General features: G+C 63.0%; 15 protein-coding genes. 8 read left to right on the top strand and 7 right to left on the bottom strand.

All coding sequences use genetic code 11. The features are described 5' to 3' along the window. The first annotated feature begins 173 nt into the window (after positions 1 to 173). The 8 genes from AC07OF_RS09120 (at position 174) to AC07OF_RS09085 (ending at position 11,194) form a co-directional block, all read left to right on the top strand. Entirely contained in the window at positions 174 to 2,111 is a 1,938-nt protein-coding gene (locus tag AC07OF_RS09120; RefSeq protein WP_157190901.1) for a DUF294 nucleotidyltransferase-like domain-containing protein, read from the top strand. Next, a complete protein-coding gene (locus AC07OF_RS09115; protein ID WP_038605930.1) occupies positions 2,108 to 2,812 on the top strand; it encodes a 3'-5' exonuclease in 705 nt (234 codons plus the stop codon). The genes AC07OF_RS09120 and AC07OF_RS09115 overlap by 4 nt, the downstream gene beginning before the upstream one ends. 95 nt (positions 2,813 to 2,907) lie before the next feature. Further along, positions 2,908 to 3,426 carry an RNA polymerase sigma factor gene (locus tag AC07OF_RS09110; protein WP_191831326.1) on the top strand — a complete coding sequence of 173 codons (519 nt, stop codon included), beginning with the start codon at positions 2,908 to 2,910 and terminating at the stop codon, positions 3,424 to 3,426. After that, positions 3,423 to 4,388 (top strand): FecR domain-containing protein, encoded by a 966-nt coding sequence (locus AC07OF_RS09105; protein ID WP_157190898.1) that lies wholly within the window; start codon positions 3,423 to 3,425, stop codon positions 4,386 to 4,388. The genes AC07OF_RS09110 and AC07OF_RS09105 overlap by 4 nt, the downstream gene beginning before the upstream one ends. 203 nt (positions 4,389 to 4,591) lie before the next feature. Beyond that, positions 4,592 to 7,015: a TonB-dependent siderophore receptor gene (locus AC07OF_RS09100; RefSeq protein ID WP_157190897.1), complete on the top strand. Its 2,424-nt coding sequence runs from the start codon at positions 4,592 to 4,594 to the stop codon at positions 7,013 to 7,015. Between the two features lie 8 nt (positions 7,016 to 7,023). Further along, positions 7,024 to 8,142, top strand: a complete 1,119-nt coding sequence (locus AC07OF_RS09095; protein WP_157190896.1) for a PepSY-associated TM helix domain-containing protein — start codon at positions 7,024 to 7,026, stop codon at positions 8,140 to 8,142. Continuing rightward, positions 8,139 to 8,330 carry a hypothetical protein gene (locus tag AC07OF_RS09090; protein ID WP_157190895.1) on the top strand — a complete coding sequence of 64 codons (192 nt, stop codon included), beginning with the start codon at positions 8,139 to 8,141 and terminating at the stop codon, positions 8,328 to 8,330. Before AC07OF_RS09095 ends, AC07OF_RS09090 begins: the two co-directional genes overlap by 4 nt. Before the next feature lie 68 nt (positions 8,331 to 8,398). Then, positions 8,399 to 11,194: a dermonecrotic toxin domain-containing protein gene (locus AC07OF_RS09085; RefSeq protein ID WP_157190894.1), complete on the top strand. Its 2,796-nt coding sequence runs from the start codon at positions 8,399 to 8,401 to the stop codon at positions 11,192 to 11,194. Here AC07OF_RS09085 and AC07OF_RS09080 read toward each other — a convergent pair. Genes AC07OF_RS09080 through waaF form a run of 7 tightly spaced genes read right to left on the bottom strand, consistent with a single transcriptional unit; the run spans position 11,167 to position 18,127 of the window. Beyond that, entirely contained in the window at positions 11,167 to 12,609 is a 1,443-nt protein-coding gene (locus tag AC07OF_RS09080) for a lipopolysaccharide kinase InaA family protein (RefSeq protein ID WP_157190893.1), read from the bottom strand. The genes AC07OF_RS09085 and AC07OF_RS09080 overlap by 28 nt on opposite strands. Continuing rightward, positions 12,609 to 13,361, bottom strand: coding sequence for a lipopolysaccharide kinase InaA family protein (locus AC07OF_RS09075; protein WP_157190892.1), 753 nt, complete (start codon positions 13,359 to 13,361; stop codon positions 12,609 to 12,611). The genes AC07OF_RS09080 and AC07OF_RS09075 overlap by 1 nt, the downstream gene beginning before the upstream one ends. After that, a complete protein-coding gene (locus AC07OF_RS09070) occupies positions 13,358 to 14,092 on the bottom strand; it encodes a lipopolysaccharide kinase InaA family protein (RefSeq protein ID WP_157190891.1) in 735 nt (244 codons plus the stop codon). Before AC07OF_RS09070 ends, AC07OF_RS09075 begins: the two co-directional genes overlap by 4 nt. Next, positions 14,092 to 14,898, bottom strand: a complete 807-nt coding sequence (rfaP, locus tag AC07OF_RS09065; protein ID WP_157190890.1) for a lipopolysaccharide core heptose(I) kinase RfaP — start codon at positions 14,896 to 14,898, stop codon at positions 14,092 to 14,094. Before rfaP ends, AC07OF_RS09070 begins: the two co-directional genes overlap by 1 nt. Further along, complete coding sequence (locus tag AC07OF_RS09060) at positions 14,895 to 16,019, bottom strand: glycosyltransferase family 4 protein (protein WP_157190889.1); 1,125 nt, start codon at positions 16,017 to 16,019, stop codon at positions 14,895 to 14,897. Before AC07OF_RS09060 ends, rfaP begins: the two co-directional genes overlap by 4 nt. Next, on the bottom strand, positions 16,019 to 17,077 hold the full coding sequence (gene waaC, locus AC07OF_RS09055) for a lipopolysaccharide heptosyltransferase I (protein ID WP_157190888.1): 1,059 nt from the start codon (positions 17,075 to 17,077) through the stop codon (positions 16,019 to 16,021). Before waaC ends, AC07OF_RS09060 begins: the two co-directional genes overlap by 1 nt. Then, on the bottom strand, positions 17,078 to 18,127 hold the full coding sequence (waaF, locus tag AC07OF_RS09050) for a lipopolysaccharide heptosyltransferase II (RefSeq protein ID WP_157190887.1): 1,050 nt from the start codon (positions 18,125 to 18,127) through the stop codon (positions 17,078 to 17,080). Positions 18,128 to 18,138: the final 11 nt, after the last annotated feature.

Here is an 18,138-nt window from a genome sequence, read left to right as displayed (position 1 = left end):
ACCTTGCAACCCGCCTCTCGTCGACAATTTGACACCCGTCGCGTTTCTCACCCTGGCCGTCGCCCCATTTAGACTTACGTCCAATGGGCACTGGGCACCCTGCAGCCGACCATGAGGGTCGAAAACAACAAGGTCGATATCTTCAAGGTCGACACAAAGACGCGGTAATGCTCATGAGCAAAATGGACGCCTTCTCCCAGGCCGGAAAAACTGCAGTACTGCAGAACATCCAGGGGACCCTGCAATTCCTGCAACGCTTTCCCCCCTTCAACCAGATGGAGAACGCTCACCTGGCGTTTCTCGTCGAGCAGTGTCAGCTGCGTTTCTATGCGGCCAATGACAGCATCATCAAGCCCGCTGACGGGCCGGTCGAGCACTTCTACATCGTCAAACAGGGCCGGGTGATCGGCGAACGCCAGCACGTCACCCGCCCCGGCACCGAAACCACGTTCGAGATCACCAGCGGCGAATGCTTTCCCCTGGCCGCCCTGCTCGGCGAGCGCGCAACCCGCACTGAACATCTGGCCGGTGAAGACACCTTCTGCCTGCAGCTGAACAAGGCGGCATTCATTCGCCTGTTCGCCCTCTCCGACGTGTTTCGCGACTTTGCCCTGCGCGGCGTCAGCAGCCTGCTCGACCAGGTCAATCAACAGGTCCAGCGGCGCGCGGTAGAAACCCTCGGCACCCAATACTCACTCAATACCCGTCTGGGTGAGCTGGCCATGCGTCACCCGGTGGTCTGCGAACGCCACACGCCGCTGCGTGAGGCCGTGGCGCTGATGCACGAGCAACAGGTCGGCAGCATCGTGATCGTCGATGAGCAGCGCTTTCCGTTGGGGATCTTCACCCTGCGCGACCTGCGCCAGGTGGTGGCCGACGCCAGCGCCGATTTTGCCCAGCCGATCGCCGGCCATATGACCCACAATCCGTTCTACCTGAGCCCCCAGGCCAGCGCTTTCGACGCCGCCATTGCCATGACCGAACGGCACATCGCCCACGTCTGTCTGGTCGAGGACCAGCGCTTGTGCGGGGTGGTCTCCGAGCGCGACCTGTTCTCCCTGCAACGTGTCGACCTGGTCCACCTGGCGCGGACCATCCGCCATGCCACGCGGATCGAAAGCCTGGTGTCGCTGCGCGGCGAGATCGGCCAACTGGTCGAACGCATGCTGGCCCATGGTGCGTCTTCAACCCAGATAACCCAGATCATTACCCTGCTCAACGATCACACCGTGTGCCGGGTGATCGAGTTGGCCATCGAAGAAAAAGGCGATCCGGGCGTGCCGTTCAGCTGGCTGTGCTTTGGCAGTGAGGGCCGGCGAGAACAGACCCTGCACACCGACCAGGACAACGGCATTCTGTTCGAGGCCCGCGATGCCGCCCACGCCGCCGAGATCCGTGGCCGCCTGCTGGCGCTGGCGCAACACATCAACCAGGGTCTGGCGCAATGCGGCTTTACCCTGTGCAAGGGCAACATCATGGCCGGTAACCCCGAGCTGTGCCTGTCCCGTGCCGAATGGGCGCGACGCTTCGCCGCCTTTATCCGCGAAGCCACCCCGGAAAACCTGCTGGCCTCGAGCATCTATTTCGACCTGCGGGTGGTCTGGGGCGACGAAAGCGCCTGCGAACAACTGCGCCAGAGCATTCTTGAACAGGTTGCCGATAACCGCCTGTTCCAGCGCATGATGGCCGACAATGCCTTGCGCCAGCGGCCACCGGTCGGGCGCTTCCGCGAGTTCGTGTTGACCCGTCAGGGCAATGACAAGGCCGCCACACTGGACCTCAAGGTCCAGGGCCTGACGCCGTTCGTCGACGGCGCGCGGTTGCTGGCCCTGGCCAATGGCATCAGCGCCAACAACACCCTGGAACGCCTGCGCGAGCTGGTGACCCGCGAGGTCATCGACCCGCTCGACGGCGCCGCCTATGAAGAGGCCTACCACTTCATCCAGCAAACCCGCATGCAACAACACCAGTTACAGAGCCGGCAGCACCTGCCGTACTCCAACCGCGTCGATCCGGACAGCCTCAACCACCTCGACAGGCGCATCCTGCGCGAGTCCCTGCGCCAGGCCCAGCGCCTGCAGAGCAGCCTGGCCCTGAGGTATCAGCTGTGAGCCTGTTCACCTGGCTGCGGCCCCGGCAGATCAACGAGCACATACGCCAACGGGCAGCACAGCTGGCACCCGCCGCCACCCTCAGTGAAGATTCGCTGCGCAGCCAGCGCTGGGTGGTACTGGACCTGGAAACCAGCGGCCTGAATACCCAGCGCGACCAGGTCCTGTCGATTGGCGCAGTGGTCATCGAAGACGGCGCCATCGACTTCAGCCAGCAGTTCGAGCGCACCCTGTACCAACGCGATCACAAGCTGACCTCCAGCGTCCTGATCCATGGCCTGGGGCCCAGCGCCATCGCTGCTGGCTGCGATCCGGCCGAGGCGTTGCTCGACCTGATGACCTTCATTGGCAACAGCCCGGTGCTGGCCTTTCATGCGCCCTTCGACCAGCGCATGCTCAGCCGCGCCCTGAAAGACCACCTGGGCTATCGCCTGCAGCACCCGTTCTTCGACGTGGCCGAACTGGCGCCGCTGCTGAACCCGCAGATCACCCTGCGCGAAGCCGGGCTGGACGACTGGACGGCCTGTTTCGGCCTTGAGGCGATCGAACGGCACAACGCCAGTGCCGATGCCATGGTCACGGCCGAACTGGCCCTGATCCTCTTCAGCCAGGCCCGGCGCCAGCACCTGGACAGCCCGGCGCAACTGGACCAGCACCTGCAGCGCTGGCGGCGGCGAAAGCAACAAAGTCACGGCTTCTAGCGCCATCCGATGAGCGTCAATTGCGTTCCACAAGAAGATTCTGCAACAATCGCGAATAATTCTCGTTAGTTAACGCATCTTTTTCGGGGAACGCCTTGTCGTCCGTGCAAAGCCCACACAGTGAGCTGGTCGGTACGCTCTACCGCGACCATCGCAGTTGGCTACTCGGCTGGCTACGGCGTAATATCGCCTGCGCCGAGCGTGCCGAAGACCTCAGCCAGGACACCTTCGTGCGCCTGCTGGGTCGCGACCAGTTGCCGCCACCGCGTGAACCCCGAGCCTTTCTCCTGGCCATCGCCAGGGGCCTGTTGTTCGATCATTTTCGCCGCGCGGCACTGGAGCAGGCCTATCTGGCCGAGCTGATGCTGATCCCCGAAGCCGAACAACCGTCCCCGGAAGAACAACACCTGATTCTCGAAGACCTCAAGGCCATTGATCGCCTGCTGGGCAAGTTGTCGAGCAAAGCCCGCGCGGCGTTTCTCTACAACCGTCTGGACGGCCTGAACCATGCGCAGATTGCCGAACGCCTGGGTGTTTCCGTATCCCGTGTGCGCCAGTACCTGGCCCAGGGCATGCGCCAGTGCTACATCGCCCTGTATGGCGAGCCGACATGAACAACAAGCCGGTCAGCGCCCGCGTTCTTGATGCCGCCATCGCCTGGCAGCTGTGCCTGGATTCAGGCAGCGGCACTGCTGACGAGCGCGCCGAATTCGCCCGCTGGCATGCCGCCAATGAAGAGCACGCCCGCGCCTGGATGCAACTGGGCATGCTCGACCAGCGCTTCAGTGCCGCAGCCGGGCCCGCGCGCCAGGCTTTGCTGCAGTCGCGCGCCAGCCTGCGTCAGCGTGTACGCAAAATTGGCAGTGGCGTCGCCAGCCTGGTGCTGGTGGTTGGCTTGCTGAGCTGGGTCAGCGCCTATCAGTCAGTCGGTTACTGGCTCGCCGATCAGCGCACCGGCACCGGCGAGCAACGCAGCCTGCGCCTGACCGACGGCACCCTGATCAGCCTCAATACCCATTCGGCGGTGGACATCCGCTTCGATGAAAAGGAACGCCTGATTGTCCTGCATGAGGGCGAGGTTTCCATCGAGACCGGACACAAGGATGATCGTCCCTTCATCGTCGCCACCGAAGACGGGCGCATGCGTGCGCTGGGCACACGCTTCCTGGTCAAAGTGGAAGATCAGGGTACCCGCCTGAGCGTGTTGCAGTCGGCCGTGGCGGCCAGGCCGCAGGACAGTGGCGACGAACAGATTCTGCATGAAGGCCAGCAGGTGCTGATGAGTCATGACCGGCTTGGGCAGATTGCCGGCCTCAACGTCGGTGCCGACGCCTGGACCCGCGGCATGCTGGTGGTCGACAACGTGCCTCTGAGCGAGTTGATCGACGAGCTTGGCCGTTACCGCAGCGGCTACCTGGGGGTTGCGCCGGAGGTGGCCAACCTGCGCATCACCGGTAGCTTCCCGCTGAACGACACCAACCTGGCGCTGACCTCATTGCTGCCGACCTTGCCGGTACAGATCGAGCAGCACACCCCGTGGTGGGTGACGGTGGTGGCTAAACCTAATTCGCCTTAAGGGCCTCATCGCCGGCAAAGCCGGCTCCCACAGAGGATTGGGGTGCTCAGTAAACCCTGTGGGAGCCGGCCTTGCCGGCGATGGGCTGCGCCAGCAGCCCCTTCTGGAATATAAATCAAAATAATTTTCACTAACCCCTATCACTTTTTCTCTCTCGCTCGGCAAGGAAGCTAGTTAGCACTTATTCGTCGAGGAGTTGCTGCATGTCCCGCGTTTTCCAAACCTTCCTGCGCCCCAGCTTGCTGGCCATCGCCATTGCCCTGTCCGCCCCCGTGGTGAGCAGCTCGCTGGTGGCCGCCGAGCAATCCGGCCTGCACAGTTACAACCTGCCTGCCGCACCGCTGTCGAGCACCCTGAACCAGATCGCCAGCCAGGCCGGCATCGCCCTGACCCTGGACCCGAGCCTGGCCAGCGGTCGCACCTCGGCACCGGTCAGCGGCGAGTACAGCGGCGTGGGCGCCTTGCAGGCGGCATTGCGGGGCACCGGTCTGCAACTGCAGCAAAGCAGCGCGGGCACCTACAGCCTGGTCGCGACGCCCGAAGGTAGCCTGGCGCTGCCGGAAACCAGCATCAACGCCACCGGCGATTATGAAAGCGCCTGGGGCCCGGCTACAGGATTCACCGCTACCCGCAGCGCTGCGGGCACCAAGACCGACACCCCGATCGTCGAAATCCCGCGCTCGATGACGGTCATCACCCGCGAGCAACTGGATGATCGCCAGGTCCTCAACCTCAACGACGCCCTGCGTTACACCGCAGGCGTGCAGAGCAGCGGCTACGCCTCCGACCCCCGCGCCGACTGGCTGCGGGTCCGCGGCTTCGATCCGACCCAGTTCCTTGATGGCTTGCCGCTGCCAAAAGGCTCGTTCGCCAACCCCAAGGTCGAACCATGGAACCTTGAGCGTATCGCGGTGCTGCGTGGTCCGGCTTCGTCCGTCTACGGCCAGACCCCGCCAGGCGGCATGCTCGACATGGTCAGCCGTCGCCCGCAGGCCGAAAGCGCCCACGAGGTCGAGGCGCAGACTGGCAGCAACAACCATCGCCAGATCAACTTCGACAGCACCGGCAGGATCGACGACGAGGGCCAGTTCCTCTACCGCGTCAGCGGCGTGGTGCGCGACAGTGGCTCGCCAACCGACCATGTTCCGGACAAGCGCTACAACCTTGCGCCCAGCCTGACCTGGAACATGGATGAAGACACCAGCCTGACCTTCATCACCCAGTTCACCCGCGACGATACCGGCATCTCCGGGCAGTTCCTGCCGATACAAGGCACCAAGCTGGACTCGCCGGCCGGCGATATCTCCCACCACAAGAACCTCGGCGATCCGGACTGGGAATTCTACGACCGCACCTACTACGCGCTCGGTTACGCCTTCGAACATCGCTTGAACGATGTCTGGCAGTTCCGCCAGAACCTGCGCTACACCAAGAGCGATCTGTCGTTCCAGGGCATCAACGTCGCGACCATGAACAACGGCTTTGTCGAGGCAGACGGCACGGTTCCGCGGGAAACCGGCATCGTCGATGAAGACATCAGCCAGTTCGCCGTGGACAACAACTTCCAGGCCGACTTCCAGACCGGTGCCTTGAGCCACACCCTGTTGATCGGCCTCGACCACCAGCGCTCGAACACCAACTACCAATGGGACTACGGCCTGAGCTTCAGCGTGCCGCCAGGCAACGTGATCAAGCCGCCGTATGGCCAGGACTTCTCCAACGTCCAGTACTTCACCATGTACGACTACAACCAGAAGACCCGCCAGACCGGCCTCTACGTCCAGGACCAGATTGCTCTGGACAACTGGCGCCTGACTTTGGGTGGTCGTGAAGACTGGGTACACACCGGCACCACCTTCCACAATCAGAACGATGCCACCAGCACCGAGCGCGACACGGCCTTCACCGGCAACGTCGGCCTGAGCTATGTCTTCGACAATGGCGTGACCCCGTACATTTCCTACACCGAGTCGTTCCAGCCGACCACCGGCGCAGCGGTCTCGGCCACTGAGTCGTTCAAGCCGACCGAAGGGCGCCAGTATGAAGTGGGCGTGAAGTATCAACCGGTAGGCAGCAAGAACCTGTACACCGCCGCCGTGTACGACCTGCGCCAGGAAAATGTGAAGGTTACCGAAGGCAATATTACCAGTCAGGTTGGCGAGCTGCAGGTTCGCGGTCTTGAACTGGAAGCGACTACCCAGGTAACCGACAACCTCAAGCTGATCGGTTCCTACAGCTACACCGACACCGAAATCCTCAAGGGCGCGGCCACCGAGCAAGGCAATCGCATGGCCCTGATCCCGCGTAACCAGGCGACCCTGTGGGCTGACTACACCTGGTACAACGGCCCGCTTGACGGCTTTGGCATCGGCGGTGGCGTGCGCTACGTCGGCGACAACTATGGCAACACCGCCAACACCGATCTGGCCCACGTTGGCTCCTACACCGTCTACGATGCCTCGGTCCACTACGACCTGGGCCGCAAGATCAACACCCTCAAAGGCATGACCGTAGCGGTCGAAGCCAAGAACCTGTTCGACAAGGACTACCTGGCCAACTGCGACGGCTACTGGTGCTACTACGGTGACGAGCGCAACGTGGTTGCCAGCGTGAATTACAAGTTCTAAGGGCGTTAATGAAAAGCCAGACCATACGCCGCTGGTCCTTTGTCCACACCTGGACCAGCCTGATCTGCACCCTGTTCCTGCTGATGCTGGCAGTGACCGGCCTGCCGCTGATCTTTCACCACGAGATCGACCACTTGCTGGGCGATGCTCCGCAACTGCAGGAGATGCCCGCCGACACGCCGAAACTGGACCTGCAGCAACTGGTACTCAAAGCCCAGGCGCATCGCCCGGGCGAGGTCATGCAGTACTTCGGCTGGGATGAGGACGACAGTAATGGTGTGATCGCGATCATGGCGGCCACCGCCGGTACCGAGCCGAACTCATCGCATACCTTCATGCTCGATGCCCGCAGCGGTGAAGCGGTGGAAATGCCGTCGGCCAATGGCGGCTTCATGATGACCATGCTGCGCCTGCATGTAGACATGTTTGCCGGCCTGCCCGGCAAGCTGCTGCTGGCGTTCATGGGCGTGCTGTTCGTCGTCGCGATCATCTCCGGCACGGTGCTCTATGCGCCGTTCATGCGCCGTCTGAAGTTCGCCACAGTGCGCCATGAAAAGTCATCGCGCTTGCGCTGGCTCGACCTGCACAACCTGATCGGCATCGTCACCCTGACCTGGGCCCTGGTGGTTGGCGTGACCGGGGTGATCAGTGCCCTGTCGGACCTGGTCATCGCGGCGTGGCGCAACGACAGTTTGAGCGCGATGGTGGCGCCTTACCGTGATGCCCCGCCCTTGGCGCAACTGGCACCGGTCAGCCGGGTGCTGGACATCGCCGCCGAAGCCGCACCGGGGATGGTGCCGGACTTTATCGCGTTTCCGGGCACGCGTTTCTCCAGCGAGCATCATTACGCGGTGTTCATGAAAGGCGCTACGCACCTGACTGCACACCTGCTGACCCCAGTACTGATCGATGCATCGAGCCTGGCGGTGACCGCGGTTGGCGATCGCCCCTGGTACATGGACGCGATGGGACTGTCGCAGCCACTGCACTTCGGTGACTACGGCGGCCGGCCGATGCAGATCCTCTGGGCGCTGCTCGATGTGCTGACCATTATCGTGCTGGGCAGCGGGCTGTACCTGTGGTGGGGCAAGCAACGGCGTCCGCGGGCGCAGGAGGTGGCAGCATGAGCCACCGATCGCAATCAACCCGCAGGGTCTTTGCCTGGCCGCTGGTCATTGGCCTGTCAGGTGCAGCCGGACTGTTTGCCGCGCTGCTTGGCGATGGCTGGTGGGATGCTCTGGCCTGGGTCGGCCTGGGCATTCCCGCTGTGTTGGGCCTGCGTGGGCTCTGGCGCCCCCGCACCTCAGTGTCATAACAGTGTACCGACTGCGCCCGACAGCGCGCTCCTAGCATGGCCAGCTCCTTTTCTGCAGGAGCTGGACCATGACCCCCCTTGAACGCATCGAAGCTGTCGATCAGCAAATTGCCGAGCTGCTCAAAGACCTTCCACCCCCTGAGCAACCCCCGAATGACAACCAGGGTGCGCGTCAGCATCTGCATGGCGCATTGGCGAGTTTCTGGTCGAGCGCCAATCCAGAAGGTGTCACGCGCAAGCAGCAACTTATCACCCTGCGCCGCGAGCAGTTGCTCGCTGAAATCGACCTGCGCGTGGCCGACCAGACCCTGAGCGCCGACCGGGCCTGGCAGATGCGTACCTGCCTGGAGCTTCCTCAGTCCTGGCAACGCCGGCATCTGCCACAGCAGCAGCGCCCACAGGTCTATCGGCCGCTGCTGGAGAGCAGCCAACCGAACTGGCGCAGCTACCTGCATGGCACCCTGGTGATCATTGCAGGCACCCCGGAAGGCACCCTGCTCAACCCGGGAGAGACCAGTGGCCGGGCGTTGCTATGCAGCTTGTCCCATGGCATCGAAGCCTATGCCACGCTTGCCGAGCTACACGCCGAACTGTGCGAGCGCCTGGACGATCCACAGCAAAGCAAACCCCTGCTCCATCTCTTCAGCAACCAGGAGGATGCCGAACGCGCGCGTCATGCCGAACGGCTGCGCTATGACTGGTACGCCGATGATCTGCTCGAAGAACAGATCGAGCGTCTGCTCGATACCCAGCGACAACGCCTGAGCAACGCCTGGCGGCAAGAACAACAGGGCAACCTCCTGGCCCGGCTCGACAAGGCAATGAGCCTGAAGCAAGACTGTGGCGCTCAGGCTGCACTGCAAACCCGCTACTCATTGCTGCTGGAGAAACACTTGCCTGCATGGCTGCGCAAGACCAGCGCCCAGGGGCTTAGCCACATCATGCAGACCTTACAAGAACTGGTGCTGGCCACAGAAGAAGCGGCCGCACCCGGCATCCTCACCCTCGCCCGGTTTCAACAGCAACACAGCTTGCTGGCATGGACCCGCGAGCGCCTGCAGACACGCATTCGACACGATCTGGGCGTAACGCTTGCGCCTGAGCAGATCAAGGTCAGCATCACCCGCGGGCGCCAGACCGGGCCACATCTGAACCCGCTGAACCCATCGAGTCATGTCACCTGGCAAGGCGTAGTCCGCGTTGGCGACGAACTCGTGGAGATGATCACCCAAACCTTTCCGTTAGACCTATTGGCGTTGAACAATCTGCCCTGGTTCGATTTCGACTACTGGCTGACGGCGAGGATTTCTCATGCGCAAGGAGCGGAGCTTCCCGCCGAGCTCTCCCCCGCCTATGTGAAGACGCTGATCCGCGATCTGAACGTCGGCGGGAGCTACGCCGAGTTTCTCTATACTCAATTGATCGATTCACGCGCCGGGCGTTGGCGCACGCAGGCGCACGCCCGGATCAACCGTGCCCGGATGCGCGCCGAAGCGGCCAAAGCCCGCTATGCCGGGCACTTCGCCGAAGATCGGCTGGAACGTGGGTACCGTTGGGTGACTGCCGTACTCGACGCCCCTGACAATGGCAACCGCCGCCAAGTGGAAGGCCACTCGATTCAGGTTCGGCAATTGCTGATCAAGGGACACACCCTACAAGGCGTACTGTTGATCAATGCTCAGGAGCAGAGCATTCCCTCCTTTGTCCTGTACACCCCGGACGCACCGGACAGGCGATCCTGGCGCGAATACGGCAGCGTGCGTGACTTGTTACGAGCGGTACGCGCCAGCCCGCCACTACGCCAGTACATTACCCAACGTCTGCCGCAACTCGATCCGGTCATTACCGAGCGACTGCTGACCAAAGGTCGACTGGGCCCTTATTTCACCCAGCCAGCCATCTCCGGTGATCTGTTCTTCGCTTACTACATGGCAGAAGTACGCGGCCTGCTCGCGGCGGTCAGCACCAGCAGTCGAACGACCGCCGAGGTCAACGTGCAGTCGGTCATCGATGCAGCCTGGCTGATCGTCGATTTGATCAGTCTGGTACTCCCCAATCGCGCCATGCTGGCACTGTCCACAGGTCGCCTGGCGCTTGAGGTCTGGGATGGTTTCGAAGCCTATAGACAAGAGGACCGGGAAGGCGTTCTCAGGCACCTCTACAACGCCCTTAGTCACGCCAATGACGCGGCCACCAGCTACGTTGGTACAGGCTTCATGCGCCGGGCCATCCGCGGCATACCCAAGCGACCACCGTTGCCGGTGCCAGGCCGCTTTCAGGTCAGCCCCGAAACCAGCACGTTGCGCTACCGTATCGATGGCATCTATGGCGAAGGAGTGTACGAAAAAGCTTCTGCGTTTGAAGGGCTCTCCCAGTACTACGTGAAGGATAACCAGGGGCACTATTACAAGGTCAGCTTCGATGGCCAGCGTTGGCATGTACTCGATCCCGAGGAACCGGACGCCTACCTTCAACTCCCGCTCAAACGTCGCGAGAATGGTGACTGGGTTATCGATTCACCGGTGATCTGGAACGAAGGACTGCCGGACCTGAAACGCTTGCTGGATGACTGTCGCCTGGCAGACCCGCTTGATGGCCAAGCTGTCGACGGCGGCCATGGAGTGTATGAGGACGACGGCCAGCTGTACCTGCAGGCCGGCCCCAGGCAGCTGCCTCTGCGTCGGCACCTGCTGGACAAGCACTACCACCTGATTATTCCCGACGCTCAGCGCGCCGCGATTGTTGCCTGGGCGGTGCTGCGCTGGCACCAGGGCAATTGGCGCATCAGGGTCCGCCAGACCGGCCGCAGCAGCGACTGGCTGGCGTTGCCTGCGGGCTACTCGGAGATACGTGGCAGCAACTGATCCAGGCGTTGATGCAAGGCACTGCCACTCGGCCAGTTACGCAACAGCCGCGCCCGGTCACGGGCGAAGGCCGGGGCGAAACTGAGCTGGGTGGCGTGCTGGCACATGGCGTCCAGGTCGATCAGCGACCACTGGCCGTCCTGCCAGAACAGGTTGTGGCCCTTCATGTCGCCATGGCTGATGCGCTCATGGATCAACTGTTTCAACAGCGCCTGCAAGGCCTGCAGCTGCGCCTCGGGCACCTCGCCACTGTCAACGTAAGGCGCAAAACATTCGATCAGGTCCGGCCCGTCGGCATACTCGGTCACCAGGTAGGCGCGACTGCGCAGGCCAATGACCCGCTGCTCCAGCACCGCCAGCGGCCGTGGCGTGGCAATGCCGAGAAACTCCAGGCGATGCCCTTCGATCCACGAGTGCCAGGCCCGGCTCGGGCGCCAGAAGCGCTTGAACCAATGCGCGGTGTTCTTGATGTTGTAGCGCTTGAGGACCAATGGCCGGCCGCTCACGTCAATGCGCGCGACACTGGCGGCACCACCGGTCTTGTACAGGTGACCCTGGTCGATCAGCGCATCGGCCTGCTCCAGCACCGGCAGCATGGCCGCCAGCTCGTTGCGGCGGATCGAACGCAAGCCGGAGAGACCGCGCTCGACGCTGAACAACGTGCACTCGCGCCCGGCCTTCTCCAGGTAATCCTTCAGGCGCCAGTTGCGTACCTTGTCGATCTGCTTCTGCAGGGCTTCCAGCGGCAGCGCATGCTCGGCGTTGGCCAGCAGATAGTGCACCAGCAGTTCTTCGATGAACGGCTCCAGGCGCTTGGGCAGTTGCGCGAAGAGGACACCAAGGTTCTGCAACACTTGCGGGCGAGACAGAGGTTTGCCGAGGGTTTCGGCTTTGATCCCAGCACCATCGATCAGGTACAGCTGGCCGCCATGGCGCAACAGGTTGTCCAGGTGCAGGTCTTCCTGCCACAAGCCTTTGGCATGCATCTGCCCGACTGCCGCCAGCGCTTCAGCGAGCACCAGCTGCTGCTCATCGGCCAGCGGCGGCAAGGCTTCGACTGCGGCCCAGGCATCGGCCAGGCTCTGCGCGTCTTCGAGGAATTCGAACAGTAACCAGCCACCCTCACCTTCGCGCAAGCCATCGGCAAGCAACAGCGGCGTGGTCAGGCCTTGTGCCGCCAGCAGGCGAGCACCTTCAAGCTCACGCTGGAAATGCCGCGAAGCACTGCTGCCCACCAGCAACTTTGCCAGCACCGGCTTGCCACGCCAGACGCCGGCGCCGACATAGCGCTGCCCGGGCAACACCCGCAGCAGGCTCAGCAGTTGCAGCTCGGCATTGCCAGCGGCGTCGGCCAGGCTGATGTTCAGGGGCAGGTCCGGGTGTCGCCCGGCATCCTTGAGTTCGGACAAACGCATCAACGAGCCTCTTTCGCACGGCGGCGGCGCGTCAGGCGCTGCAGCCAGGTATCGACCAGCATGCTGTCGGCAGGCTGTTCCAGGTAGGATGACAGCATCACCCGCACTTCAGCTTCGCTCCAGACCGGGGCTCGGCGCAACAGCGGTTCAAGGTCCTTGAGCCGGTCACGCATGCCCAGCAACAGCGGCCGGGTTTTCTCCAGGTCGATCAGTTGCGCCAGCCAGCCTTCGCTGCGCTCGCGCAGGAAGATGTGCTTGGGATAGAAACAGCCATGCACCTGACCGGCGGCATGCAGGGTACGCGCCAGCAGGCCGCAGGCGCGCAGGATGTCCTGGCGCTGGCCGATCTCCAGCATCGGCCACTGCCCGAGCAAGCCATCCAGATCGTCCCAGTCGTCGAGGGCACGGGTCATCAGGATCGCCCGGCGTTCGCCGTCGACTGTGCGCTCGCCATAGTAGACCGCCTGCAGCGCGGGAATCCCCAGCTTCTGATAGCGGCTGATATTGCGAAACTCACGGGCGAAGGTCGGCTCGCCGAAAGGCCGGTGCAAGGTACGGGTCAGGTAATCGCTCTGGCGCTTGAGGTAGTAGCCCTTACCCTCCAGCTCCAGGCGAAAGACGCTGCTCCAGCCGCCGCGACCGGTATTGGGCTCATCCACCGCATCGAGTTGCAGTGCCCAGAGCTGGTCGAAACCGTTCAGGCCATGGCGCTCAAGCAGTGCCGTCTCGGCACTGGCGAGAAAGTCATTCATTCGCGTCCCTCGAAAAACGTCACGACATGCCGGATCCGGCGCTTGTCCGCCGCATTCAGGCGCTCGCGTCCACGATACTGCAGGTAAAAGCGCAAACGCTGGGTGGCCGACAGGTGATACTTGGCCACTTTGTCCAGGCAGGCCAGGTCTTTGGTGATCCGGTAGCGCAGCATGAAGCCCCACCAGAAGTCGCCGGTCGGGCAATCGATGAAGAATAGCCGGGCCTGGTCATCGACCAGCAGGTTGCGCCACTTCAGGTCGTTATGGGTGAAATGGTGGTCATGCATGATCCGCGTATGCCGGGCCAGTTGACGGCTGACATGATCTACCCAGCCGCGATCGGCCAGGCGTTGATCCTTGCGCTCGGCCAGCGCCGACAGGTCTTCGGTGCGCGGCAGCTCACGGGTGATCATCGCCCCGCGGCCAAAGGCCAGGCCGTTGCGCTCCAGGCCCCAGGCCACGACTTCGGCGGTGGGAATGTCCCACTTGGCGAACTGCTTGAGGTTCTGCCACTCCGCCTTGATCCGCGGGCGCCCCAGGTAGCGGCGCAGGCCTTTGCCGGCACCGGTGTAGCGTTTGACGTAATAGTTGACGCCGTCACGCTGAACGCGGATCACCTCACTCAACGGGTCGTGCGTCAGGCGCTCGCCCTGCAAGGCGAAGACCGCCTCGATGCTGCCAAAATCTGCCGCCAGTGCCTGGCAATCAGGCGCCAGTGTCCATCCCGCCATCAGAGCGCATCCCCGTATCGTTGTTTACGCTCGTAGAGCTTCTGGGCCTTGCCTTCCAGCCAGCGCAGCAACGCGGCTTCTTCAGCAAGGATCTGACGCAGCGGTTGCTGGAAATAACCTCGCAGGAAGCGCAGCTTGTCGCGCGAGGTCAGGCCGATGTCCAGCGCCGAAAAATACAGCGCGGCCAGGTCCTTGTTACGCCAGCGTCGGGAGATGGTGGTGCGGGTCTGTGCACGGTGCAGATCGATCACCGACAGCCTGAAATCATCAGCCGTCACTTCACGATCGGTGTGCAGCAGGAAATGGCAGATGTAGCAGTCACGGTGATTGACCCCGGCGCGGTGCATCATCCCGGTCATGCGTGCCACTTCGGCAATCAGCGCATGTTTGAGACGCGGCAGCGGCGGCTGCTTGACCCAGTCGATACTGAAGTCTTCCAGGCTGATGGTCGGTGCCAGTTCTTCGGTGACGATGAACGAATGCTGCCCGGCCGGATTGCTGCCACGCTCGCCGTAAGCGACGGCGGTCATGGTCGGCACCCCGACTTCATGCAGGCGCTGGATCGCCCGCCATTCCTGGCCGGCGCCGAGCACCGGCAGCTTGGCAGTGAACAGGTTCTTGAAGATCTCGCCCCAGCCAATGCCGCGGTGGATCTTGACGAAGTAGCCACGCCCTTCGACTTCAGTACGCAGGGTGCGACGGCCTTCCAGCTCGCGGTACACCTGGCCCTGCAGGCCCTCCACGGCATCGAAGGCATCGCGCCCGGCCCACAGGCGTTTGAACGGCTCGGCCAGTATCAGTTTCATTTACGCTCCGGGGCCAGGATCACATCGGCGGCATGCTCGGGCATGCTGTAGAGATCAGCGCTGTCGGCGAAGGCCAGCCCGTTGCGCGCCCAGCTGGCGCGGGCCGCATCGTCTTCGAGCATGCGTTGCAGGTACTGGTTGAGCTGTTCCTGTTCGAACGGCTCGTCAAGCACCAGGCCACTGTCGGCCTCGGCAATGTAATGGGCATAGCCACAGACCTTTGACACCAGCACCGGCAAGCCGGCAACCAGCGCTTCGAGCAACACCGTGCCGGTGTTTTCGTTATAGGCCGGGTGAATCAACAGGTCGGCACCGAGCAGGAAACGCGGGATATCACTGCGGCCCTTGAGGAACTGCACCTGATCGGTCAAGCCAAGGGTCGCGCTTTGCAGCTGGAACACCTTGGGATCATCCTGACCGATGACCATCAGCCGCGTGCGTTTGCGCAGTGCCGACGGCAAGGCCGCCAGGGCCTTGAGACTGCGGTCGACGCCCTTGGTCTTGAACCCGGAGCCGATTTGCACCATCAGCAGCTGGTCGTCCTTGAGGTCGAACTCGCGACGAAATTCGGCGCGGATCTCGGCGGCATTGGCCGGTGCCCGGCGGTCCTGGGAAATACCCGGTGGCAGCAGATGGAAACGCTCCAGCGGGGTGCCGTAATGCTTGATGAACAGCGGTTGCTGGACTTCCGAGATCATCAGGACCTCAGTCTTGGCGTCCTTGGCAAACACCGCACGCTCGTACTCGGCAAAGTGCCGGTAGCGGCCCCAGCGCCGGTACAACGAGTTACGCAGGTTCTGCGCCTTGTCTTCGAAACAGCCATCGGCGGCGTAGTAGACATCCAGCCCCGGCATCTTGTTGAAGCCGATCAGGCGGTCGACCGGACGCTTGGCCAGGTCCGCTTCCATCCAGGCGCTGAGTTTTTCGTTGCGCCGATGGTTGAACAGCGCCTTGACCGGCGCCACCAGCACTTCGAAGCCTTCCGGCACATCGCCTTCCCAGATCAGCGTGTAGACGCGGATCTGATGGCCACGGCGCTGGCACTCCAGAGCAATACGCATGAAGTCGCGCTGCAGGCCACCGAAGGGGAAATATTTGTACAGCACAAAAGCCAGTTGCATTAACGAACATCCTCAGCCAGCAGCAACGCGCGCAATTGGCTCGCCACACGCTCGGGATTCAGGCGAGTGAAGCACAGCGGCCACTCGCGTTTGAGATCGAACCGGCGCTGGTCTTCAGCGCTCGGTTTATAGGTACATTTCTTCTGCAGGCAGGGTGCGCAGGCAAGATCGCTGGCCAGGTGGACCTGAGACTTGCCGTAGGCGCCGGTCAACCCCGGGTTGGTCGGGCCGAACAGCGACAGGGTCGGCACATCCAGCGCTGCCGCCAGATGGCCAAGACCGGTATCCACCGCCACACAGGCTTTGGCAGCCGCCAATACGCGAGCCACACCGGCCAGGTTCAATTTGGGCAGTACCTGGCAGTTATTCAAGCCCTTGGCGATGCGCTCGGCGCGCGCCTGCTCGGCCGGGTTGCCCCACGGCAGACGCACCTCCAGGCCCTGCTGGCCGAGGCGCTCGGCCAGCTGACGCCAGTAGGCCTCGGGCCAGTGCTTGGTCGCCCAGGTCGTACCGTGCAGAAACACCACGAACGGCGCGGCCGGTGGCAACTGCAGGCGATTGAGGTCCAGGCCGTAGTCGCCCAGACCGGCCGGCAGGTCGTAACCCAGGGCCAGGGCGAACAGCTGACGCACCCGTTCCACCGCATGTTGCCCACGCTGCACCGAAAAACGCCGGTCATAGAAGCGGCTGGCCAAGCCTTCGCGCGCCGAATAACGATCGAGCCCGGCCACCGGAGCCTTGACGTAGCGGGTCAGCCACGCGGACTTGACCAGGCCCTGGGCATCGATCACCAGGTCATATTTGGTCTCGCGCAAACGCTGCTTGAACTGGCGCCATTCGCCATTCTTGAAGGTCTGCCAGAGGTTCTTGCGCCAGCGGCGGATCGCCACCGGAATCACCTTGTCCACCGCCGGGTGCCAGCTGGGGATCTCGGCAAAGCCTTCCTCGACCACCCAATCGAAGCGAATACCGGGAATCGCCCGGGCCGCGTCGGTGAGTGCCGGCAGTGCGTGAATCACGTCGCCCAGGGAAGAGGTCTTGATCAGCAATACCCGCACTTAGTCGACCTCGGCCAGAACATCGATCAGGTTCGGACCGTTGAGGCGCTGCAACGCAGCCACCACCGCCTCGGGTTCGAGCTGACGCAAGCAGTTGTAATGGCCGAAACGGCAGGTACGGTCGAAGCAGGGGCTGCATTCCAGGCCCAGGCGCACCACTTCGACCTGATCGGCCAGCGGCGGAGTGAAGCCCGGCGAGGTCGAGCCGTAAACAGCCACCAGCGGCCGGTTGAGGGCAGCGGCGACATGCATCAGCCCGGAATCGTTGGACACCACGGCATCACTGCACGACAGCAGGTCGATGGCTTCGGCCAGCGAGGTTTCGCCACTGAGGTTGCTGGCTTCCTCACGCAGGCCAGGAATCAGCCGGTCGCGAATCGACTCGCCCACCGCGTGATCGTTTTTCGAGCCGAACAGCCAGACCTGCCAGCCCTCACGGATCTTGGTCTCGGCCACTTTGGCGTAATGCTCCGACGGCCAGCGCTTGGCTTCGCCGAACTCGGCGCCCGGACACAAGGCCAGTACCGGACGATCCAGGCTCAGGCCGAACTTGGCCAGGGCGGCATCGCGGCTGGCAGCCTCGATCTGCAGGCTCGGGCGCGGGTACGGCTTGGGCAGCTCGGTACCCGCCGGGTAGGCCAGGGCCATGAAGCGCTCGATCATCAGCGGATAGCGCGCCTTGTCCAGCTTGCGCACATCGTTGAGCAGGCCGAAACGCAGCTCGCCGCGCCAGCCGGTACGCTTGGGGATACCGGCAAAGAACGGCACCAACGCCGACTTCAGCGAGTTGGGCAGCAGGATCGCCTGGTCGTACTGACCGGCCAGGGACTTGCCGATACGCCGCCGGGTCGCCAGTTCCAGTGCGCCGTGGCCGAGCGGAAAGCTCAAGGCCTGGCGCACTTCAGGCATGCGTTCGAGGATCGGCCGGCTCCACTCGGGGGCCAGCACGTCGATCACACACGCCGGATGTTGCTGCTTCAGGCAATGGAACAAGGTTTGCGCCATTACCATGTCGCCCACCCAGCTGGGGCCAATGATCAAAATTCTCATGCTTTATCCAG

The organism is Pseudomonas sp. GW821-FHT10B02 (assembly GCF_059415665.1).
Note: the sequence above shows the minus strand (reverse complement) of the source record. Positions and strands in the feature narration are given on the sequence as shown.

Excerpts from the sequence above, each read along its gene's own strand:
- AC07OF_RS09080 (WP_157190893.1), bottom strand. The coding sequence starts at position 12,609 with ATGCGTTTGTCCGAACTCAAGGATGCCGGGCGACACCCGGACCTGCCC.
- AC07OF_RS09085 (WP_157190894.1), top strand. The coding sequence starts at position 8,399 with ATGACCCCCCTTGAACGCATCGAAGCTGTCGATCAGCAAATTGCCGAG.
- AC07OF_RS09090 (WP_157190895.1), top strand. The coding sequence starts at position 8,139 with ATGAGCCACCGATCGCAATCAACCCGCAGGGTCTTTGCCTGGCCGCTG.
- rfaP (WP_157190890.1), bottom strand. The coding sequence starts at position 14,898 with ATGAAACTGATACTGGCCGAGCCGTTCAAACGCCTGTGGGCCGGGCGC.
- AC07OF_RS09075 (WP_157190892.1), bottom strand. The coding sequence starts at position 13,361 with ATGAATGACTTTCTCGCCAGTGCCGAGACGGCACTGCTTGAGCGCCAT.
- waaF (WP_157190887.1), bottom strand. The coding sequence starts at position 18,127 with ATGAGAATTTTGATCATTGGCCCCAGCTGGGTGGGCGACATGGTAATG.
- AC07OF_RS09100 (WP_157190897.1), top strand. The coding sequence starts at position 4,592 with ATGTCCCGCGTTTTCCAAACCTTCCTGCGCCCCAGCTTGCTGGCCATC.
- AC07OF_RS09060 (WP_157190889.1), bottom strand. The coding sequence starts at position 16,019 with ATGCAACTGGCTTTTGTGCTGTACAAATATTTCCCCTTCGGTGGCCTG.
- AC07OF_RS09105 (WP_157190898.1), top strand. The coding sequence starts at position 3,423 with ATGAACAACAAGCCGGTCAGCGCCCGCGTTCTTGATGCCGCCATCGCC.
- AC07OF_RS09070 (WP_157190891.1), bottom strand. The coding sequence starts at position 14,092 with ATGGCGGGATGGACACTGGCGCCTGATTGCCAGGCACTGGCGGCAGAT.
- AC07OF_RS09120 (WP_157190901.1), top strand. The coding sequence starts at position 174 with ATGAGCAAAATGGACGCCTTCTCCCAGGCCGGAAAAACTGCAGTACTG.
- AC07OF_RS09095 (WP_157190896.1), top strand. The coding sequence starts at position 7,024 with ATGAAAAGCCAGACCATACGCCGCTGGTCCTTTGTCCACACCTGGACC.